Source organism: Kribbella catacumbae DSM 19601, from assembly GCF_000372465.1.
Classification (GTDB): domain Bacteria; phylum Actinomycetota; class Actinomycetes; order Propionibacteriales; family Kribbellaceae; genus Kribbella; species Kribbella catacumbae.
The window spans coordinates 1-18,800 of sequence record NZ_AQUZ01000088.1 but is presented as its reverse complement, the minus strand read 5'-3'; the positions used below and the strand labels follow the sequence as shown (position 1 = coordinate 18,800).

The 18,800-nt window shown below is 67.0% G+C and carries 23 protein-coding genes and 1 pseudogene; 11 read left to right on the top strand and 13 right to left on the bottom strand.

Annotated features, from left to right (window positions below):
- Positions 1–7: 7 nt before the first annotated feature.
- Entirely contained in the window at positions 8–874 is an 867-nt protein-coding gene (locus A3ES_RS0143390) for a helix-turn-helix transcriptional regulator (protein ID WP_020393111.1), read from the bottom strand.
- 125 nt (positions 875–999) lie between these two features.
- On the opposite strand from A3ES_RS0143390, the gene A3ES_RS0143385 reads away from it, so the two are divergent.
- Positions 1,000–2,034 carry a zinc-binding dehydrogenase gene (locus tag A3ES_RS0143385; RefSeq protein ID WP_020393110.1) on the top strand — a complete coding sequence of 345 codons (1,035 nt, stop codon included), beginning with the start codon at positions 1,000–1,002 and terminating at the stop codon, positions 2,032–2,034.
- Entirely contained in the window at positions 2,031–3,002 is a 972-nt protein-coding gene (locus A3ES_RS0143380; protein WP_020393109.1) for an aldo/keto reductase, read from the top strand. The genes A3ES_RS0143385 and A3ES_RS0143380 overlap by 4 nt, the downstream gene beginning before the upstream one ends.
- Positions 3,003–3,032: 30 nt before the next feature.
- On the opposite strand, the gene A3ES_RS0143375 is transcribed toward A3ES_RS0143380, so the two are convergent.
- Positions 3,033–3,596 (bottom strand): TIGR03086 family metal-binding protein, encoded by a 564-nt coding sequence (locus A3ES_RS0143375; RefSeq protein ID WP_026163752.1) that lies wholly within the window; start codon positions 3,594–3,596, stop codon positions 3,033–3,035.
- Positions 3,597–3,669: 73 nt separating this feature from the next.
- On the opposite strand from A3ES_RS0143375, the gene A3ES_RS0143370 reads away from it, so the two are divergent.
- Positions 3,670–4,647 (top strand): helix-turn-helix transcriptional regulator, encoded by a 978-nt coding sequence (locus A3ES_RS0143370; RefSeq protein ID WP_020393107.1) that lies wholly within the window; start codon positions 3,670–3,672, stop codon positions 4,645–4,647.
- On the opposite strand, the gene A3ES_RS0143365 is transcribed toward A3ES_RS0143370, so the two are convergent.
- The 5 genes from A3ES_RS0143365 to A3ES_RS0143345 all read right to left on the bottom strand — a co-directional run bounded on the left by A3ES_RS0143365 (position 4,638) and on the right by A3ES_RS0143345 (position 9,139).
- Entirely contained in the window at positions 4,638–5,165 is a 528-nt protein-coding gene (locus A3ES_RS0143365) for a hypothetical protein (protein ID WP_020393106.1), read from the bottom strand. The genes A3ES_RS0143370 and A3ES_RS0143365 overlap by 10 nt on opposite strands.
- 552 nt (positions 5,166–5,717) lie before the next feature.
- On the bottom strand, positions 5,718–6,434 hold the full coding sequence (locus tag A3ES_RS0143360) for an ABC transporter permease (RefSeq protein WP_020393105.1): 717 nt from the start codon (positions 6,432–6,434) through the stop codon (positions 5,718–5,720).
- 2 nt (positions 6,435–6,436) lie between these two features.
- Positions 6,437–7,351 carry an ABC transporter ATP-binding protein gene (locus tag A3ES_RS0143355; protein WP_020393104.1) on the bottom strand — a complete coding sequence of 305 codons (915 nt, stop codon included), beginning with the start codon at positions 7,349–7,351 and terminating at the stop codon, positions 6,437–6,439.
- The gene (locus A3ES_RS0143350; RefSeq protein ID WP_020393103.1) at positions 7,348–8,247 is read right to left on the bottom strand and encodes a hypothetical protein; all 900 of its coding nucleotides are present in this window, start codon (positions 8,245–8,247) and stop codon (positions 7,348–7,350) included. Before A3ES_RS0143350 ends, A3ES_RS0143355 begins: the two co-directional genes overlap by 4 nt.
- Positions 8,240–9,139, bottom strand: coding sequence for an ABC transporter ATP-binding protein (locus A3ES_RS0143345; protein ID WP_026163751.1), 900 nt, complete (start codon positions 9,137–9,139; stop codon positions 8,240–8,242). The genes A3ES_RS0143350 and A3ES_RS0143345 overlap by 8 nt, the downstream gene beginning before the upstream one ends.
- 121 nt (positions 9,140–9,260) lie before the next feature.
- Here A3ES_RS0143345 and A3ES_RS0143340 point away from each other — a divergent pair, with 121 nt between their 5' ends.
- Both A3ES_RS0143340 and A3ES_RS0143335 read left to right on the top strand, forming a co-directional pair.
- Entirely contained in the window at positions 9,261–10,151 is an 891-nt protein-coding gene (locus A3ES_RS0143340) for a GNAT family N-acetyltransferase (RefSeq protein WP_026163750.1), read from the top strand.
- Between the two features lie 100 nt (positions 10,152–10,251).
- Positions 10,252–11,139, top strand: coding sequence for a GNAT family N-acetyltransferase (locus A3ES_RS0143335; RefSeq protein WP_020393100.1), 888 nt, complete (start codon positions 10,252–10,254; stop codon positions 11,137–11,139).
- Here A3ES_RS0143335 and A3ES_RS0143330 read toward each other — a convergent pair.
- Together A3ES_RS0143330 and A3ES_RS0143325 are read right to left on the bottom strand one after the other, a co-directional pair.
- Complete coding sequence (locus tag A3ES_RS0143330; protein ID WP_020393099.1) at positions 11,136–11,588, bottom strand: MaoC family dehydratase; 453 nt, start codon at positions 11,586–11,588, stop codon at positions 11,136–11,138. The two genes, A3ES_RS0143335 and A3ES_RS0143330, sit on opposite strands and share 4 nt — an antisense overlap.
- Before the next feature lie 11 nt (positions 11,589–11,599).
- Positions 11,600–12,355 (bottom strand): SDR family oxidoreductase, encoded by a 756-nt coding sequence (locus A3ES_RS0143325; RefSeq protein WP_020393098.1) that lies wholly within the window; start codon positions 12,353–12,355, stop codon positions 11,600–11,602.
- Between the two features lie 96 nt (positions 12,356–12,451).
- Here A3ES_RS0143325 and A3ES_RS0143320 point away from each other — a divergent pair, with 96 nt between their 5' ends.
- The 4 genes from A3ES_RS0143320 to A3ES_RS0143305 are packed head-to-tail and all read left to right on the top strand — an operon-like array spanning position 12,452 to position 14,190.
- Positions 12,452–12,886, top strand: coding sequence for an acyl-CoA thioesterase (locus tag A3ES_RS0143320; protein ID WP_020393097.1), 435 nt, complete (start codon positions 12,452–12,454; stop codon positions 12,884–12,886).
- A complete protein-coding gene (locus tag A3ES_RS0143315) occupies positions 12,883–13,302 on the top strand; it encodes an acyl-CoA thioesterase (RefSeq protein ID WP_020393096.1) in 420 nt (139 codons plus the stop codon). The genes A3ES_RS0143320 and A3ES_RS0143315 overlap by 4 nt, the downstream gene beginning before the upstream one ends.
- A 14-nt stretch (positions 13,303–13,316) precedes the next feature.
- Positions 13,317–13,736: a globin gene (locus A3ES_RS0143310; protein ID WP_020393095.1), complete on the top strand. Its 420-nt coding sequence runs from the start codon at positions 13,317–13,319 to the stop codon at positions 13,734–13,736.
- Between the two features lie 22 nt (positions 13,737–13,758).
- A complete protein-coding gene (locus A3ES_RS0143305; protein WP_020393094.1) occupies positions 13,759–14,190 on the top strand; it encodes an OsmC family peroxiredoxin in 432 nt (143 codons plus the stop codon).
- A 204-nt stretch (positions 14,191–14,394) separates the two neighbouring features.
- Here A3ES_RS0143305 and A3ES_RS0143300 read toward each other — a convergent pair whose 3' ends face one another.
- The 3 genes from A3ES_RS0143300 to A3ES_RS55805 form a co-directional block, all read right to left on the bottom strand.
- On the bottom strand, positions 14,395–14,802 hold the full coding sequence (locus A3ES_RS0143300; protein ID WP_020393093.1) for an NUDIX domain-containing protein: 408 nt from the start codon (positions 14,800–14,802) through the stop codon (positions 14,395–14,397).
- Between the two features lie 61 nt (positions 14,803–14,863).
- Positions 14,864–15,022 (bottom strand): hypothetical protein, encoded by a 159-nt coding sequence (locus A3ES_RS55810; RefSeq protein ID WP_202806722.1) that lies wholly within the window; start codon positions 15,020–15,022, stop codon positions 14,864–14,866.
- Positions 15,023–15,042: 20 nt separating this feature from the next.
- Complete coding sequence (locus A3ES_RS55805) at positions 15,043–15,327, bottom strand: hypothetical protein (RefSeq protein WP_051084947.1); 285 nt, start codon at positions 15,325–15,327, stop codon at positions 15,043–15,045.
- A 139-nt stretch (positions 15,328–15,466) separates the two neighbouring features.
- On the opposite strand from A3ES_RS55805, the gene A3ES_RS0143290 reads away from it, so the two are divergent.
- A complete protein-coding gene (locus A3ES_RS0143290) occupies positions 15,467–16,918 on the top strand; it encodes an amidase (RefSeq protein ID WP_020393092.1) in 1,452 nt (483 codons plus the stop codon).
- Between the two features lie 646 nt (positions 16,919–17,564).
- Here the strand turns inward: A3ES_RS0143290 and A3ES_RS54785 are convergent.
- Complete coding sequence (locus A3ES_RS54785; protein WP_157631062.1) at positions 17,565–18,107, bottom strand: DsbA family protein; 543 nt, start codon at positions 18,105–18,107, stop codon at positions 17,565–17,567.
- 574 nt (positions 18,108–18,681) lie between these two features.
- Between A3ES_RS54785 and A3ES_RS56565 the strand changes: the two are divergent.
- Positions 18,682–18,800: pseudogene (locus A3ES_RS56565) on the top strand (IS5/IS1182 family transposase); the annotation flags it as partial.

The window sequence follows — 18,800 nt, the reverse complement described above, 5'->3', positions numbered from 1 at the left end:
GCGTCACTTACTCCTTGTTGATGGCAACGGATTCGGTGGCGGCCCAGCTGGCCAGCAGTTTCAGCGCGTCCGCGGTCGGCGTACCGGCCGCGGCGGTGTAGACGAGCAGGGTCAGGCCGGGGGACGAGGGGAACTCCATCGCCTCGTAGTCGAGGCTCAGATCGCCGACGACGGGGTGGTGCAGCGACTTCTTGCCAGTGCGGTGGAAGCGCACGTTGTGGGCCGCCCAGCGGGTCCGGAAGACCTCGCTGCGGGTCGACAGTTCGCCGATGAGGTCGGAGAGCGCTTTGTCGTGCGGGTTGCGGCCGGCCGCTGAGCGCAGGATCGCGGCGATGTCGTCGGCCGTCCGCTCCCAGTCGGCGAAGAACTCCTTCGACGCCGGGTCCAGATAGACGAAGCGGGCCGTGTTCGCCGGGCGCCGCGAGTCGGCGAGCATCGGTGCGTACAGGGCCAGCGCCATCCGGTTCGCGGCGAGGAGGTCGTGCCGGTCGTTGCGCACCCAGGCCGGTACGTCGGTCATCGCGTCCAGGATTTGCTGGATGGCCGGCTTCACGCCTTGCTCGGTACTGCGCTTGCGCCGGGTCGGTGTCGCTTCGGACTCGCGAGCCAGGGCGAACAGGTGCGCCTGCTCGGCCTCGTCGAGTTGCAGCGCCCGGACCAACGCCTCCAGGACGCTCTCGGAGGCGCCGGCGAGATTCCCGCGCTCCAGCCGGATGTAGTAGTCCACCGAGACGCCGGCGAGCATCGCGACCTCTTCCCGCCGCAGTCCCTTCACCCGGCGATTGCCACCGTACGCCGGCAGCCCGGCCTGCTCGGGAGTGATCCGCGCGCGCCGAGAGCTGAGGAACTCCCGGATATCGGCTCTGTGGTTCATGCCATCCACGCTACGACCCCGGACCCCCGTGAAGGAGGCACTGGCATTACCTGGAACGACAGAAACTCCCTGCCCGGCGCGAAATCCCCTTCACTGGAGAGGTCCACCAGAGCGGAGAGGAACCCATGCGAGCCACCTACCTGTACGGCGTCGGCGACGTCCGCGTGATCGACGTACCGGACCCGGCCATCCAGCAACCCACCGACGCCGTACTGCGCGTCGTCCGCGCCTGCGTCTGCGGGAGCGACCTCCACCCGTACCGCGGCGGGACGGTGCCCGGTGGCAAGCCGATGGGGCACGAGTTCATCGGAGTCGTCGAGGAGACCGGTAGCGAGGTGGCGACGGTCCGGCGGGGCGACCTGGTGATCGCGCCGTTCGCCTGGTCGGACGGGACGTGTGACTTCTGCCGCGAGGGTCTCCAGACGTCTTGCCGGCACGGCGGCTTCTGGGCCGGCAACGGTATCGGCGGCGGTCAAGCAGAGGCGGTCCGGGTGCCGCTCGCTGACGGCACGCTGGTCAAGGTCCCGGTCGACGAGGACTCCGAATTGCTGCCGTCCCTGCTCACGCTGTCGGACGTGTACGGCACCGGCTACCACGCAGCGCTGAAGGGCGGCGTCACGGCGAGGACGACGGTGACCGTGATCGGCGACGGCGCGGTCGGGCTGTTGGCCGTGTTGTCGGCTCGGCAACTCGGGGCCGAGCAGATCATCCTGATGGGCCGGCACAAGGAGCGCACGGATCTTGGTGTCGAGTTCGGCGCGACCGCGGTCGTCGCCGAGCGCGGCGACGAAGGGATCGCCAAGGTTCGCGAGTTGACCTGTGGCGATGGCGCCCACGTGGTGATCGACGCTGTCGGCTATCGAGCGGCGTACGACCAAGCGCTCGGTGCGGTCCGGCCGGGCGGTGTGATCAGCCGGGTCGGCGTTCCGCAGTACGACGAAGCGCCGGTCGGCTTCGCCACCATGTTCGTTCCCAACATCACCCTCACGGGTGGTGTCGCGCCGGCTCGTGCCTACATCGAGCGGTTGCTGCCCGACGTCCTCGATGGCAAAGTGCAACCTGGCAAGGTGTTCGACCAAACCGTTGCCCTCGACAACATCTCGGCCGGCTATCGCGCGATGGACGAGCGCACGGCGCTGAAGGTGCTGGTGCGGCCATGACCGGCACGGTGAGGCTCGGCGATTCCGGGTTGAAGGTCAGCAGGATCGCGCTTGGGTGCATGAGTTTTGGTGACACTAGCCGCGGTTTCAATAAGTGGGCGCTGGACGACGAGGCGGCCGAGCCGATTTTCCGGCAGGCGGTCCAGCTCGGTATCACCTTCTGGGACACCGCCAACGTCTACGGCTTCGGCAGTTCCGAGGAGGTCGTCGGGCGGGCGATCCAGAAGTACACCCGGCGCGAAGACGTCGTCCTGGCGACCAAGGTCTTCTTCAAGCTGCACGACGGTCCGGGCGGCTCAGGCCTTTCCCGCAAGGCGATCATGGAGAACATCGATGCCTCGCTGACCCGGCTCGGGACCGACTACGTCGATCTCTACCAGATCCATCGCTTCGATCCGGAGACTCCGGTCGAGGAGACGATGGAGGCATTGCACGATGTGGTGAAGGCGGGCAAGGCGCGGTATCTCGGTGCCTCGTCCATGTGGGCCTGGCAGTTCTCCAAGCTGCAGTACACCGCTGACCTGCACGGGTGGACGCGTTTCGTCTCCATGCAGAACCAGTACAGCTTGATGCAACGCGAGGAGGAGCGGGAGATGTTCGGGCTGCTGTCCGACCAGGGCGTGGGCAGCATCCCGTGGAGCCCGCTCGCCAAGGGCCGGCTCGCCAGGCCGTGGGGGACCCAGACCCAGCGATCCGACACCGACCCGGTCGGCCAGCGGTTCTTTGCCAGCGCCGATCAGCCGATTGCCGACGCAGTACAGCGCGTCGCTGAGGAGCGCGGCGTCCCGATGGCGCAGGTCGCGCTCGCTTGGGTACTGCGCAACCCGGCCGTGGCCGCGCCGATCGTCGGCCCGACCAAGCCGCACCACCTGCCCGACGCCGTCGCGGCGCTCGACCTCCAACTCACTCTGGAGGAGGTCGCCGCCATCGAGGAGCCCTACACACTGCGCCAACCAACTGGCTATTAGGGTCGGCAGCCCTGCCAACCAACTGGTTGGTTAGGGCCGGCGGCCCTGCCAGGCGACGAGTTGGTCGTACGCCGGTGCGTCTGCCGGGACCTCGACCACGGGGCCGAAGGGGATGGGGCCGCCTCTCCGCTCGGCAGGGAGGTTCTGCTGGGCCAGCGGCAGGCAATAGATAGCGAGTGCGTCGTCGAGGAGTTCAGTGCGACCGGTCGCCGTGGCGAGATCCCAGGAGTGAGTGGTGAGCTCAACTGTGTACGCCCCGATCGCCGCGGCGCCTGGGATGGTTCCCCACGGCACCGTGCAGGTCATGGTGAGGACGGCCGGATCCGCAAGAGTCTCGTCGACCACGGCCCGGTGTTCCTTCCAGACTCCGGCGAAGTCCGTCACGCCGGGCGTCACGGTCGGGATCGACAGGGGATTCTCACCGGTCAGCGCGAGGTTGATCCGGGCGACCACCGTCGTCAGATGGCCGAGCAGCGTGCGTACGTCGTACTCCGGGCAGGGCGTCGGCAAGGCCAGGTCGTCGGCTCCGATGGTGTCGATCATCGCCTGGGTCTGGTCCAGGGCGAGCGCGAGCATCGGGCGTGGGTCCGTCACGATTCCTCCAGTAGTTGGTGTCAGAACCACTCTCGCGGGAAATATGGGACATCTTCTGTCTTATATTTGAGAAATGAGAGCCGACCGCCTGTTGCAGATCATTTTGTTGCTGCAACGGCATCCGCGGCTGAGCGCTCGGGACCTGGCCGAGCGGCTGGAGGTCTCCAGGCGCACGGTGATGCGCGACATGGAGGCGCTGTCGGCCGCCGGGGTGCCCGTCTACACAGAGCGCGGGCGTAACGGCGGCTGTGTGCTCCTGCCCGGCTATCGCGCCGACGTGAGTGGCCTTACCCCGCGGGAGGCGCAGGCTCTGTTCGCCTGGAGCGGCAGGGCGTCGCTGTCGGCGGAGCTCGGCCTGCACGACGCACTGCAGTCGGCGATGGGCAAGCTGTCCTCCACGCTGCCGCTGCAGTTGCAGGGCGATGCAGACGCCTTGTCGGATGCGATAGTCGTCGACCGCCGCCGCTGGTTCGCTGCAGCCGAGGACATCGGCGCACTGCCCGTACTGCGACAAGCCGTGGTGACCCGCCGCCGAGTGGCCCTGCGCTACGCCTCCTCCACCGAGGGACGGCCAGTACGTCGTACCGTCGACCCCTGGGGGCTCGTGGAACAGGCAGGGCGCTGGTACTTGGTGGCGGCTCATCGCGGGGTGCCCCGGATGTACAGGGTGTCGCGGGTTGAGCAGGTCGACGTACTGGATGAGGCGGCTACCAGGCCGGACGGGCTGGACCTGCAGGAGGAGTGGCAGCGGCTGCGGTCCGGGTTGGAGCGGAGTATTCCGGCTGGGATCGACGTGGTGATCCGGGTGCAGCCGGAGCGGGCTGAGCTCGTCCGGCGGGTGGCTACGCCGATGCTGGCCAACGGGGAGCAGGCGCGCGACGTACCGGGCGACGGCGACCCCTGGCCGCATGTGGCGATGAGGTTTCGCGTGCGGGAGGCGGCGCGCGCAGTACTGCTCGGGTTTGGTGGTGCTGTCGAGGTGCTGGAGCCGGCGGACCTTCGAGAAGAACTGCTGCGGCTGGCGACTGAGGTCGTGCAGGTCTACGGCTGAGAGCGAGTCGCGAAGAAGCGCTGACGGACGATGATGGTGCCGTCGGCGTTTTCGTCCTCGTTGCGCCAGTGGAAGCCGGTGGGGGAGATGTCGGTGAAGATCCAGCGGGTCTTCGCCGCCTTGGGCTCCCGCGCCTCGAGGATGATCGATGCCGGCTCGGCGCGACCGATGAAGGTCATCACGACGGCGTGCTTCGGCCCCAGCCAGGTCGAGCGGAAGGCGCCGAGTTCGGGGTCGTGCAGGCGCACGGTCAGGCCCCATTCGCCATCGCCGTCGATGGCCCGTTGGGTGCGACTCGGCGTGATCCAGATGTCGGCCACCGCTCGCCCGTCCAGGGCCCAGGCGAAGTGCCATTCACCCTTGGTCTCACGGGTCACCTCGCCCGCCTCGTCGTAGTACCGGACGTCTAGGTCCCAGCTCCCGATCAAGGGCTCGAACGGGGCAAGTGCTTCGGCGTACTCCGGGCGCGGGGCGTCGGAAACCATCAGTTCGGCCAAGCGGGTGGCAGCAGTCGTCATATCTGACAGTCTACAGTCAAGGCGACAGCAGGCTGTCATTCTCAGCTCTCCAGCGACGCAGGCGTGTCCCGGGGAGGCGGCAGACGCGGATCGCCACGCAGACACGACCCCGCACCAACACCCGGACACGCCAAGGGAAACCGATTGCCATCGAGCTTCTGTCTGTGTGGCCGTCCGCCCATCCCAACCCAACCCAAGCCGGCGGGGCGGGGCGAGGGCGGGCGGCGAGGGCGGAGATCCGCGCAGACAGAAGGTGCGCGGGCAAAGGCTTCCCTCGGCGTGTCGGGGCGCTGCAGGCGGGAGGTGCATGCGTGGCGCTCCGCATCCCTGTACCTGTCCCCGCCCGCATCCGGGTGGTGGGAGCGCGGCGACGGGGGAGGCGGGAGCCCGAGCAACTCGGCGGTGGAGCGGGACGGGAAGCCGGAGGCCGGGCTACTCGGCGGGTGGAGCGAGGCGGAGGTCCGAGCCCCGGCTACTCGGCGGGTGGAGCGAGGCGGAGGGCGGAGCCCGGGCTACTCGGCGGGTGGAGCGGGGCGGAGGGCGGAGACCGGGCTACTCGGCGGTGGAGAGGATGAGGGAGCGGAGGCGGGCTACGGCGAGGGTTAGGCCGATGAGTACCACGGCGAGCAGCAGGATGCAGGCGATCGGGAGTTTGACGGCCGACTCGACATTCGGGTCGTCGGTGAGTTTCTGGATGACGGCCAGCGACCACTGCTGGATGCTGAGGGCCTTGGCGCCGTCGACGTACTGGCCCATCACGCCTTCCCACAGCAGCGCGTAGATCAGGCCGATCGTGACCGCGTTCCCCGAGATCACCGAGAGAGCGATGAAGATCCCCGTGTAAGCGATCCCAGCCGCCAGCGACCCGATGCCGAAGGCAACCGCTGTCTGCGGATCGCCCACGTCGAGGATGAGACCGGCCAGCACCATCGGCACCACACCGAGGACGAAGATCACCGCGATGGCGACCAGCGCCTTGGTCAAGATGATCGTGGAGCGCTTGATCGGCTTGCTGAGCAGGTAGACGATCGAGCCGTCGTCGAGCTCGGACGCCAGCGCACCGGTCGCCGCGATCAGCGAAACGAGTGGCACGATCACCGCGAGGCCGAACATCTGCAGCAGCGCAGTACTGAAGTCGGCGGTGTCGTCGACAGTCAGCGCCAGCAGCACACACAGCGCGAGCAGTACTCCGGGCAGGATGAAGAGCAGCAGCCCACGCCGATGCCCGAACAGCGTGGCCATCGTCAGCCGGGCGATCGTCACGTTCATCGTCAGCGCCTCCCGACGAGGTAGGAGAAGACGCTCTCGAGGGATTCATCCGTCGGGGCGACCTCGAGCAGCCGGATGCCGAGGTCGCGTGCCATCGACGGCACCAGGCGGCTGAAGCGTTCGAAGTCGACCACCTGCACCTGCAAGGAGCCGCCCTCCAGATCGGCACCCGACGTACAGGGATCGCCGATCAACGCGGATGCGAGCCGCCGGTCGTCGGAGGAGCGCAGCCGGTACAGCACCGGCCGGTCCGTCATCAGCGTGCGGATCGCGCGATAGTCACCCGAGGCCGCGTGCCGCCCCGAAATGACCACCTCGATGTGGGTGGCGACCTGCTGCACCTCCTCGAGGATGTGCGAGCTGAACAGCACGGTCCGGCCGTCCGCGCCCATCTTGCGCAGCAGGTCCATCAGATGCAGCCGTTGCCGCGGATCCATCCCGTTGAACGGCTCGTCGAGCAGCAGCACGGACGGTTCGTGCACCAGCGCCGCCGCCATCTTGATCCGCTGCTTCATCCCTTTCGAGTACGTCGAAATGCGTCGCCCGGCAGCATCCTCCATCGCCACCGTGGCGATCGCTTCGGCCGTAGCCGCGGCCGGATTCGCCAAGCCCTGCAGCTCCGCATTCGCGAGTACGAACGCGGACCCGGTTAACGTGTCGTAGACGGCCTCGGTCTCGGGCACCAGCCCGATGTGCCGGTAGGAGCTCTCGTTCCGCCAGACCGGTACGCCGTCCAGCGTGACTCTTCCCGTCGAGGGCGGCAGGAAGCCGGCCATCATCGTGATCAGCGTCGACTTGCCCGCGCCGTTCGGCCCGAGCAGCCCGGTCACGCCGGGACCGATCGTCATCGTGACGTCGTTGACCGCCACCACGTTGCCGTACCAGCGGGAGACCTTCGCGATCTGGATCACGCTCATCCACGGGCCACCTTCGCGTAGCGCGCGTTGACGCCCCAGACGCAGACCGCCACCAGCAAGACGTAGACGCCCGCGAAGACGAGGCCTTGTGACGTCGTCGGCTTCCAGGCGCCGCCGCCGCGCAGGATGAAGCTCTGCAGCACCTCGACCAGCGTGAAAGGCGAACCCAGGTTGGCGTAACGCGCCGACGTTCCCGGATCGCCAGCCTCGGGATTGAGGATCGCCGTGGTGGTGACGACGGCCGTGAACGACACGATCAGTACCGCGATGATCGCCGCCACCGCGAATCCGCGGCGCGGGGTCGCAGCCGAGATGAGTCCGCCGATCGCGGCCAGCAGGATCGAGAGCAGCAAAGCCGCGACGATGCCGCTGAGGAACTCCTTCGACATGTCCGTGAAGTCGAACTTGGCGAGCAGCGCACCGGCGTACAGGATGACCAGCGGCAGGCCGATCAGGATCATCAGCGCGAAGACGAGCGCGGTCAGCTTCGCCAGCGCGTAGTCCGTGCGCCGCAGCGGGCGGGCCAGGTAGAGCACGATCGAGCGATAGCGGAGATCGCACGAGAACAACTGCGGCGCCTGCGAGGCCAGGTAGAGCGCGATGACCGCTTGCAGGAAGGAGATGTACTGCACCGGCGTGAGCGGCGGCTTGTCGAACTTCAGCGCGGTCTCGATGCCGACGATGATCGCCACCGGCACGACCATCACCGCGAGCAGCAGGATCGGCATCACCTTCGACTTGCCGGACCGGCCGAGTCCGTAGGCGTGCCGCAGACTCGACACCACCAGCGCCTGCCAGATCGAGAACCGGCCCAGCCGCGGACCGTCGTAGTTCCGGTAGCCGATGTCGTGGATGACACCGGCGCGTTGCTGCGGCCCGAACTGCTGGTCAGACACTGAAGACCTCTTCCAGGCGATGCCGGTGCGGTTCGATCCGGACCAGCCCGAGGCCGAGGTCGGCGACCGCGTCGCGGACCAGGTCGAACGTCTCCTCGCCGGTGATCTCGACCAGGATCAGCGGACCGTCCGGCCGGGCGCGCGCACCAGCACGTTCTAGTGCGGCCGCCAACCGGTCACGCCCACTCAGATCCCGTACTTCGACCGCCAGTACGCCGGTTTCGCCGGTCAGCGCGGCCTTGGACTCGGAGCGGAGCAGCCGGCCACCGTCCAGGATGACGATGTGGTCGCAGACATGCTCCAGTTCGCCGAGCAGGTGCGAGGTGATCAGCACCGGGATGCCGAACTCGGTGCCGATCCGGCGGACCAGCGTCAGCATCTCGTCGCGCCCGGCCGGGTCGAGCCCGTTGGTCGGTTCGTCCAGCAGGACGAGTTTGGGGTCGTGCACCAGGGCCTGGGCCAGCTTCACGCGCTGCTTCATGCCGGTCGAGTAGCCGCCCATCGGCCGGTACCGCGCCTCGTCGAGACCGACGTGCCGTAGTACGTCGGCGGCTCTTTCACGAGCTGCGGTGGCGGGAAGGCCGGACATCTGCGCGAGGTGCACCGCGAACTCGGTCGCGGACACGTCGGGTGGCAGGCAGTCGTGCTCGGGCATGTAGCCGACGAGAGCACGGACCGCCTCGCCGCCGGTGACCACGTCGTGTCCCAGCACGATGGCACTTCCGGCGGTCGGGGCGATCAGTCCGAGCAGAATCTTCAGCAGGGTCGACTTGCCGGCACCGTTGGCTCCGACCAGTCCGGTCACGCCGGACCCCACCTCGACAGTCAGCTCGTCCAGGGCCGTCACACGCGGGTATCGCTTGCTCAACGATGCGGTCGCGATCACGGGCACCGGTCAACCCTAGTGCCCACCCAGCCCACGACAGAATCACAGCCGGCCGACAGCTGTTGCGATCCCGTTCCAACTGCTAATTCCGTCGCCACCGACCCACTCGGTGACTAGGGTCCGGGGCATGCGGATCAGGGCAGTGACGGCCGACGACGCCGGAGCGGTTTCGCGGTTGCGGCGGGAGACCTACTCGTACTCCGTGATGTCGCCGGCGTTCATCCGGCACCTGATCACGGTCCGGTCGCCTGCCGAGCGGTTCCTCGCGCTCGTCGCGGAGGACGAGGGGGAGGTCGTCGCCTGGGGATCGTGCGGCCTGAACGTGTGGACCAGCGAGCCGGGTCAGAGCGACCTGTCGATCTACGTGCATCCGGACCGCCGGCGGCAGGGCATCGCGAGCGCGCTGGTGGTGCGGCTGCAGGATCACCTGGGTGAGGTCGGGGCGACGAGGGTCCGAGCGTTCGCGACGCCGGCCGGGATGGACTTCGGCGTCAAGCTCGGCTACGAACCGTCCCGCGAGCTGCACTACTCGGGCGTCGACCCGCGAGTACTGCCCGAACAGCCGGCGACACCGGACGGGATCCGGATCGCCACGCTGGATACGGTCGAGCCACGGCAGGTCTTCGTTGCCGACACGGTCGCTTCGCTCGACGAGCCGGGTGACTCGCCGCTGGACTCGGTGGACTACGACGACTGGATCGCGGAGATCTGGAACTCGCCCGGCTCGGACAAGTCGCTCAGCGTCGCCGCCATGGCCGGTGACGAGGTCGCCTGCTTCACCGCGATCGAGCGCGACGGCGACCGGGCCTGGTCGGGAATGACGGGCACCGTCCCGGCGTACCGGGGTCGCGGGTTGGCGAAGCTGGTCAAGTCAGTCGCGTTGCGCCGCTGCGCGGAGGCCGGCATCGTCGGCGCCTTCACCTCGAACGACGATGCCAACGCCCCGATGCTTGCCATCAACAACTGGCTCGGCTACCGCCGGATCGAGACCCAGACCAGCCTGCTCCGAAATCTCTGAGCGCTTCAACCTTAGGGTTGGGTAACTTTACAATCGTCCAAACCGAGTTTGCTCCTGACCTCGGGTTATCTTCCGGAGAACTTCGCTGAAGGAGTTCCGGATGGAGATCAGGCCCGCCGTACTGGACGACGCCGAAGCCGCCGCGGCGCTCTACGAACTCGTCGAGCCATGGCTCGTCACGTCGGTCGAACAACAAAGCAGCGGCCTTGCGGAGCAGGGTGGCCCGCGTGCCCGCGCGATGTTCGCCGCCTCTGAGGGCGACCAACTGGTTGGTTGGAGTTCCTCTGCGCTGATCCCCGGCGCGAACCCGGCCAGCGCGGTACTCCGGGTGCTGGTGCATCCGGAGTACAGAGGCCGTGGTGCCGGTACTGCGTTGCTGGAGCGGACTCACGAGCACCTGAAGGCAGCGGGTGCTGTTAGCGCGCGAGCCTTCGCCGATCCCGCCTCACTGGAGTGGGCGTCGCAATGGGGGTACCGGCAGACCCGGCAGGTGCACTACGCCGGGATCGATCCGCGTCTGGCGCCGGGGCTGCCCGCAGTACCGGCGGGGGTGCGGTTGGCGCCTTTGAACGAAGTGGATCCGCGGCTCGTCTACGCGGCCGATGAAGTTGCCCAGCGCACCAAACCGGGCGACGCGAAGATCGAGAGCCGCCCGTACGACGACTGGCTCGCCGGCGTCTGGGAGGCGCCGGGCATGGTGCTGGACCTGAGCGTCGCGGCGCTGCAGGACAACAAGGTCATCGGCTTCACGCTCGGCAACGGCAATCACCACAAGATCTGGTCGCAGATGACCGCGACGATGCCCGAGCACCAGGGACGCGGGCTGGCGAAGCTGGTGAAATGCGCCGCGCTCCACCGAGCCGCCGACGTGGGCGTGGTCGGCGCCTACACCGCCAACTATGACGGCAACGAGCCGATGCTCGCCGTCAACAACTGGCTGGGCTACCGCCGCGCGGCAACCCATGCCGTCCTCGTCTGCCCGCTCTAGCGGACCAGCAGTACTACGGTTTCGGCGACGCAGGCGGGCTTGGTGGAGTTCTCGAGTTCGATGACCCACTGCAAGGAGACCTGGACGCCGGCCGGGGTTTCCTGGGCGCCGGCGATCGAGGCGCTCGCGCGGACGCGGCTGCCGACCGGGACCGGGCTGGGGAAACGGACCTTGTTGACGCCGTAGTTCAGCTTCGCCGTGACGCCCTTGACCGAGAAGAGCTCCTCGCCGAACCGGGCGATCAGGCTCAGCGTCAAGTAGCCGTGCGCGATGGTGCCGCCGTACGGGCCCTTGGCGGCGCGGGCGACGTCGACGTGGATCCACTGGTGGTCACCGGTCGCCTCGGCGAACTGGTTCACCTGCTCCTGGGTGATCTCCAGCCACTCGGTCTCACCCAGCTGGGTACCGACCGCGTGCACGACCTCGTCGACCCCGGTGAAGGTTTGCATCCTCTGAGCTCCTAGTTCCGCGGTCCGCCGGCGACGTACAGGACCTGGCCGGAGACGAAGCCGGACTCCTCGCCGCAGAAGAACGACGCGGCGGCGGCGATGTCCTCGGGCTTGCCGGTCCGGTTCACCGGGATGGTGGCGGCGGTGGCCTTCTTGAACTGCTCGAAGTCGACGCCGACCCGGGCCGCGGTGGCGGCGGTCATGTCGGTCTCGATGAAGCCCGGGGCGATCGCGTTCGCCGTGATGCCGAACTTGCCCAGCTCGATCGCCAGCGTCTTGGCCAGGCCCTGCAGGCCGGCCTTCGCGGACGCGTAGTTGGCCTGGCCGCGGTTGCCCAGCGCGCTCGTGGAAGAGAGGAAGACCATCCGGCCGTAGCCCGCCTCGACCATGTGCGCCTGGCAGGCCTTCGACATCAGGAAGCTGCCGCGCAGATGCACCGACATGACCGTGTCCCAGTCGTCCTCGGACATCTTGAACAGCAGGTTGTCGCGCAGTACGCCGGCGTTGTTCACCAGGATGGTCGGCGCGCCCAGCTCGGCCACGACCCGGTCGACGGCGGCGGCGACCTGGTCGGCCTTGCTCACGTCACAGCCGATCGCGACGGCCTTGCCGCCCGCCGCGGTGATCGCCTCAACGGTACCGGCGCAGGCCGCTTCGTCCAGGTCCAGCACCGCGACCGCGTTGCCGTCGGCGGCGAGCCGCTGCGCCACGGCGGCGCCGATTCCCCGGGCCGACCCGGTCACGATCGCCACTCGCTGCTCGCTCATCTCCGCCTGCTCTCTGTCCTGGTGCCTGGGCTCATCCGGGATGACATTACCCACGTTGTGTCACCTCCCGCGCACCACGGATGGGATGATCGCCGTGTGGATGATCACAACCGGGGTGATAACCGGCACGTCTATCAGTGCCCGATCCGCTGGGGCGACATGGATGCGCTGGGCCACGTCAACAACGGCCGGTACGTCGACTACCTCCAGGATGCCCGGGTGGACTTCCTGTTCCGGACCGCCAAGGAGCTCGGCGCCGACGAGCTGGAGACCGGATTGCTGGTCGCCCGGCACGAGGTGCAGTACCGGCGGCCGCTCGTCCACCGGCCCGAACCGGTCCTGATCGCCTTGTGGATCAGCGAGATCAAGGCAGCCTCCTTCGTCGTCGACTACGAGATCTACGATCCGGACCCGCACACAACCTACGTAGAGGCGCGCACCCGGCTCGTACCCTTCGATTTCGGCGCCAACCGCCTGCGCCGGATCACGCCGGTCGAGCGGGTCGCGCTGGAGAAGCTGGTGGGATCGTGACCTTCCGTTACCCCGTGCTGGTCCGCTGGTCCGACATCGACTCGTACGACCACGTGAACAACGTCCGGTACTTCGACTATCTCCAAGAGGCCCGGATCGCCTTCCTGGCCCAGATGGTCGGGACCACCGGCGACTACTTCGCCCAATTCCCCTGCGTGCTGGCCAGCCAGACCGTCGACTACCTGCGCCCGATCCTGCTCCGGCATCCGCCGTACGACGTGGACGTCTGGGTCGACGCGGTCGGCAGTACGTCGTACACGCTGGGGTCCCGGATCGTCGATCGCACCGGCGGGACCGAGGACGTCTACGCCAAGGCGCAGTCCGTGCTCGTCGCGGTCGACGGCGAGACGCACGCCAAGCGGCAGCTCTCCGACACCGAACGGGAAGCCCTCGTCAGGCACGTTTCGGCGACTTGAGACACTTGACGACGATGAGCGAGCCGAAGAGTTTCTACGACGCCGTGGGCGGGGCCGAGACGTTCCATCGACTGGTGGCGGCTTTCTACCGCGGCGTGGCCGCCGACCCCGAGCTGCGCCCGATGTACCCGGAGGAGGACCTCGGCCCGGCCGAGGAGCGCTTCCGGATGTTCCTCGAGCAGTACTGGGGTGGTCCGCGGACGTACTCCGAACAGCGCGGGCACCCCCGGCTGCGGATGCGGCACAACCCGTTCGCCGTCACCCCGAGCGCCCGGGATCGCTGGCTCGGTCACATGCGGGCCGCGCTCGACGAGCTCGGGCTGGAACCGGATCGCGACCAGGAGATCTGGACGTACATGGTGATGGCCGCACACAGCATGGTGAACACCGACGAACCGCAGTACCCCGGCGCGATCGACGTGTCCGGCAACTGATCTCTTAGGAGAAACAAAGAGCATGGCTGCTACCCGCACCGCCAAGGCCCACTGGGAAGGTTCGCTGCTGGAGGGGGCCGGCCAGGTCAACCTCGAGTCCTCAGGCCTGGGCTCCTTCGACGTAACCTGGGCCGCCCGCACCGAGGACGCCGCCAGCGGCAGGACCAGCCCGGAAGAGCTGATCGCGGCAGCCCACTCGAGCTGCTTCAACATGGCGCTGTCCAACATCCTGGCCAAGGCCGGCAACGCCCCCGAGTCGCTCGACACCAGCGCCGCCGTGACCTTCGTACCGGGTCAGGGCATCACCGGCAGCAAGCTCTCGGTCAACGGCAAGGTCCCCGGCCTGACCGCCGACGAGTTCGCCCAGTTCGCCGAGGACGCCAAGAAGAACTGCCCGGTCTCCCAGGCGCTCACCGGCACCGAGATCACCCTGGACGTCACCTTCACCGCCTGACGCTCCAGCCTCTCCGGCGCCGACCTCTAGTGAGGTCGGCGCCGGAGGTATTTATCCCACCCCTGCTCGCGTTGTGCCCACCCGAACCACTGGGGAGGCAGCCCACTTTGAGCATGGGCTGAGCGTTCTACTCCCGAGTAGCTGCCCAGCCCGTGCACAAAGTGGCGTTGGCTGCTCGGCTCGGGACTCCGTCGGCCGTTGCGGCTAATCGGTTGCGGCCTGGACGGCGCTCAGGAGGCTCGACAGGCTCTCCGGGTGGGCCAGCTTCAAGTCCGCGAGATCACTGGGCCGGAACCAGCGAAGGTCGTCGTGCTCCTCCGGTGCGGCGTTGACAGGTTCCCCGTCCCAGCGCGTGACGAGGAACGCGTGCAAGTCGAGGGTGGGGTCACTGACCGTCATCGGGATGGGTACGGGGTCGTGGACGTGGACACCGAGTTCTTCGAGGCATTCCCGACTGACGGCCTGGTGAGGCAACTCACCCGACTCGACATGCCCGCCGGCGGAGAAGCTCCAGCAGTCGGGATACCACCGACGCGATGGATGGCGATGCACAAGGAGCATTAGACCGTCGCGCACAAGTACAGCGACTGAGATCGGAATCTGGGCGACCATGGAGGCACCCTAGGCGCGAACGCACTCTCATGCCTTTCTCAGGGTCGGCGGTTGGGCAGGTTCAGGCCGGCTGGATCGTGCGGCGCATGACGGTGTTCTTCATTCCCTTGGAGCGGACGAACCCGAAGCCGGCTTGCTCGTACATCGTGCGTGTGCCGTTGTAGACGAAGGAGTTGCTCATCCTCTTCTCACCGGTCTCGTGCGGGTATCCCTCGACCACACCGCCACCTTGCGCGGCAATCAGATCGAGCGCACCGGCCAGAACCACCTTGGCGTAGCCCTGTCCGCCCACGCGATCGCCTCATCGCCGACCATCACCAGCGCCGCATGAGCCTGTCCGTCCTCGACCAGCCGCTTCTTCAGCGCGCGGTTGCCCTCGTAACCCTGCCCCCGCTCGGCACAGTCGGGGTGGAAGTAGATGCACCAGCACCCACCGAAGATTCCGTTGTGCCGCTCCACCAGGCCGGCGAACGCGTTCCACGTGTGAGCAGTCAACGGCTGAATCGAGTAGCCAGTTGTCACCATGCCGCCGATCGTAAGGACGTCATGCGGACGAATCTACGTCCGCAGAGTCGGAGCTTGCCCAGATCGCCGCCAAGAATCGGCCGAGCTGGTGCGAATCGGCATTTTATGGCCTCGTCCAGACGCCGATACGGTCGATTTCATGGAGCTGAACTTTCAGACGGCCGGAGAACTCTCGGCTGCATTGCGCGCCGGTGACGTGACCTCGGTGGAACTGACCGACGAGGCGATTGCCCGTATCGAGCGGGACGACAAGGCGATCAACGCGATCTGCGTACCTGACTTCGACCGAGCGCGGGCCGCCGCGCGCCGTGCCGACCAGGCGCGCGCCCGCGCTGAGGATCGGCCGCTGCTCGGTATTCCCGTGACAGTCAAGGAGTCCTACAACATCGCCGGGCTGCCCACGACCTGGGGCATGCCGCAGTACCGGGACTTCGTGCCGGCCGAGGACGCGGTACAGGTGTCGCGGCTCCGGGCCGCCGGCGCGGTGGTGATGGGTAAGACCAACGTGCCCTTGGGGCTGCAGGATCTGCAGAGCTTCAACGAGATCTACGGCACGACCAACAACCCGTGGGATCACGCTCGTACGTCGGGCGGCTCCTCCGGCGGATCAGCGGCTGCTCTGGCGTCCGGATTCGGCGCGTTGTCCATCGGTTCCGACATCGGCGGTTCGTTGCGCACGCCCGCGCATTTCTGCGGTGTCTACGCGCACAAGCCGACACTCGGGCTGGCGGCGAGTCGCGGTATGGTCGCGCCGGACGCGCCGGCATTGCCGGTCGACCTCGACCTCGCCGTCGTCGGTCCGATGGCGCGCACCGCCCGCGACCTCACGCTGCTGCTCGACGTCATGGCCGGGCCGGACCCGCTGACGCTCGGCGTGGCGCACGACTTGACCTTGCCGCCCGCACGCCACCAGCGGCTGAGCGACTTCCGGGTCTTGGTCCTCGACGAGCATCCGCTCATCCCGACCGGGTCTGCTGTGCGGGCAGGCGTGAACCGGGTGGCCGACGCACTTGTCGACGGCGGCGCCCACGTCGAACGGCACACTCCGCTGCTGCCCGACCTGGCCGAAGCCGCGACGCTCTACACGCAGTTGCTGTTCTCGGGCTCCGTTGCGCGTTTTCCCGTCGAAGCGTACGAGCAGCTGCGGACCCGCGCCGCCGGACTGAGCGCGGACGACCAGAGTCTCGATGCGGCGCGGCTGCGAGGGATGGTGTTCAGCCATCGTGACTGGATGGAGGCGAACAACCGTCGCGAGCTCCACCGTCACGGCTGGCGGCAGCTCTTCGCCGAGTTCGATGCCGTGGTGTGTCCGATCACGCCGACTCCCGCGTTCCCGCACGACCACAACCCCGATCTGCTGGAACGCCGGATCGACATCGACGGCGTCGAGTACCCGTTCTTCGACCAGCTCGTCTGGGCCGGTCTGGCCACCATGCCCGGCCTGCCCGCCACCGCCGTACCAGCGGGCCTGTCTCCCGGCGGCCTGCCGGTGGGCGTGCAGCTCATCGGTCCGATGTTCGAGGACCGTACCCCGCTGCGGCTGGCCGAACTGCTCGAGCAGAGGATCGGCGGCTTCCAGGCACCGCAGTAGGGCGTACTACCGGTTGTCCGTCGAGGATGACGAGCGAGGATGTCCGGGGCAGGACGCCTCGAGTACGAAGAAGATGAAAGCTGATGAATCTCGCCGGGTGCTGCAGACCCTGCGGACGCAGTTCGCTCGGCGTGTCCGGGGAGATCGGTGGCTCGCTGACGACCGAGATCCGGAAACCTGCCGCCTCCCTCGTCCTGCACTATCTGGAGGACTGGACCGAGCCGCTCGCAGAGCTCCGCCGGGTGAGCCTGGGGTCCCGAGTGACCGGTGCCTGTACCTGCCGCCGCTCAGCATGTTCCCTGAAGACCCGGGCGCGAGAGGGGTTGGGCCAGGTGCAAGAGTTCTCGGCTTCGAACCGCCCGTGTTCGGCGTTGCTAGGGTCGCCGGGTGGAGGCAGCGCGTCGAGGTCGGGTTGTCTTGCCGGCTCCCGGCTCCCGGCTCCCGGCATCTGGACAACGACGACGTCACCAATTGGCTCCCATCTGATCAACACGGCATACGAGAGCTCCAGGAGCCATGAGAAGCTTTCTGAGGCTCTTCGTGGCGAGTGGGCGGGTCTCAATGTCGCGCACTTGGGTGCCGGCCTCCTGCCGGCGGCTCTGTAGCTTGCCGCCGAATCGCGACCTTAAGTGAGGATCGACCTCAACTAGCCCGACAAGTCCTTGAATAGGTGCTCAAGGATCGTCGGGATTTCGCCGGGTCGCGCAGCAGTGCCGTTCACCACGAGCGTTGGAACGGCCCGTTCCCGGCCAGAAGAAACGTCGTCCAACTTGGCCAGATTAGCCTGAACAACTGCATCGGTGCGGGCCCCCAGCAGGCTCTCAACTCGACTTTTAGGAATTCCGCCGCGATGCAGAGCAAGGCCGATCCGCTCATCCACATAGAGGTCTGCTGGCCCGAGAGTGGCTGGGGTCGACAGTAACAGGCTTCGACGAACGCTGCACAGTTCATCTATATTGGCTGACGCAGATACAACTTTTGCGCAACGCTTCGAGTAACCAGGAGGCGTAGACAACCGATCGAAGATATCGACTGGGTTGACCATGAAAGCGCCGTTCGATTTTCTGAGAAGGAATTCTATCTCTCTGCCCAATTTCAGTTCCAGTCGAGCGCAGTGCCCGCACAGGTAGTCCTCAAAGAGAACGACCTGTGCGCCGGAACCGACGTCAACACTGGATGAAATACCCATGCCGCCTTGTCTCTCTTCAGGCAGAACCTAAACCGAGGCGGCCTCACAATTTCAGGCTATCGCGGACCGCCTAAACCCAAGCTTACTCGGACCGGTGGACCTACATCAATATATCTCGACGATAGTGATCGCCAGAATCAGCGAAAGACATGAAAACCAGAACAGACCAAACGTTTGCGCTTCAACATTTCCGCCTCACTTCTGTTCGCTCACAACTCATTCGGGAACAGACCATTCCCGGCCGAAAGTGCCGAATTCAGCGCGGGCGTGATCATCACTTCTCGCGACGGTTGCAACTGGGTGCGGTGCAGCGGCTCTAGGACAGCGATCGCATCACCAGCTCCCAGAGCAGGCATAACGCAACGTAAAACTGTCAGCACGGTGGGTCAACAGGCGGTCGAGGAATTGCATGTTGTTGCAACTGAGGTTTTCTCACCAGGTGTTTGACAGGGCCGGCGATGCGATTGCCTGAGGCAACGGTGTGGTGAACGTGTGCGTGTCGTGACGTTGGCGTGGGGTCCTGACCCGATAGGTCGGTACTCGCCAAAGAAACCGTGCCCAGGCAGGACCCCACGTGATCACCTATCGTGCCACCCTCGACGTGCCCGCGCAGACCGTACATATCGTGTCGGCGTGGCTTCTGGCTCACCGCAAGGCCCACGATGTCCGGCCCTGGCAGCGGGCCGCGACCCC

Coding starts and splice junctions, on each gene's coding strand:
- A3ES_RS0143310 (WP_020393095.1), top strand. CDS start 13,317: ATGAGCGAGCCGAAGAGTTTCTACGACGCCGTGGGCGGGGCCGAGACG.
- A3ES_RS55805 (WP_051084947.1), bottom strand. CDS start 15,327: ATGGTGACAACTGGCTACTCGATTCAGCCGTTGACTGCTCACACGTGG.
- A3ES_RS0143325 (WP_020393098.1), bottom strand. CDS start 12,355: ATGAGCGAGCAGCGAGTGGCGATCGTGACCGGGTCGGCCCGGGGAATC.
- A3ES_RS0143360 (WP_020393105.1), bottom strand. CDS start 6,434: ATGAACGTGACGATCGCCCGGCTGACGATGGCCACGCTGTTCGGGCAT.
- A3ES_RS0143385 (WP_020393110.1), top strand. CDS start 1,000: ATGCGAGCCACCTACCTGTACGGCGTCGGCGACGTCCGCGTGATCGAC.
- A3ES_RS0143340 (WP_026163750.1), top strand. CDS start 9,261: ATGCGGATCAGGGCAGTGACGGCCGACGACGCCGGAGCGGTTTCGCGG.
- A3ES_RS0143335 (WP_020393100.1), top strand. CDS start 10,252: ATGGAGATCAGGCCCGCCGTACTGGACGACGCCGAAGCCGCCGCGGCG.
- A3ES_RS0143365 (WP_020393106.1), bottom strand. CDS start 5,165: ATGACGACTGCTGCCACCCGCTTGGCCGAACTGATGGTTTCCGACGCC.
- A3ES_RS0143330 (WP_020393099.1), bottom strand. CDS start 11,588: ATGCAAACCTTCACCGGGGTCGACGAGGTCGTGCACGCGGTCGGTACC.
- A3ES_RS0143300 (WP_020393093.1), bottom strand. CDS start 14,802: ATGGTCGCCCAGATTCCGATCTCAGTCGCTGTACTTGTGCGCGACGGT.
- A3ES_RS0143355 (WP_020393104.1), bottom strand. CDS start 7,351: ATGAGCGTGATCCAGATCGCGAAGGTCTCCCGCTGGTACGGCAACGTG.
- A3ES_RS0143390 (WP_020393111.1), bottom strand. CDS start 874: ATGAACCACAGAGCCGATATCCGGGAGTTCCTCAGCTCTCGGCGCGCG.
- A3ES_RS0143380 (WP_020393109.1), top strand. CDS start 2,031: ATGACCGGCACGGTGAGGCTCGGCGATTCCGGGTTGAAGGTCAGCAGG.
- A3ES_RS0143370 (WP_020393107.1), top strand. CDS start 3,670: ATGAGAGCCGACCGCCTGTTGCAGATCATTTTGTTGCTGCAACGGCAT.
- A3ES_RS54785 (WP_157631062.1), bottom strand. CDS start 18,107: ATGGGTATTTCATCCAGTGTTGACGTCGGTTCCGGCGCACAGGTCGTT.
- A3ES_RS0143290 (WP_020393092.1), top strand. CDS start 15,467: ATGGAGCTGAACTTTCAGACGGCCGGAGAACTCTCGGCTGCATTGCGC.
- A3ES_RS0143305 (WP_020393094.1), top strand. CDS start 13,759: ATGGCTGCTACCCGCACCGCCAAGGCCCACTGGGAAGGTTCGCTGCTG.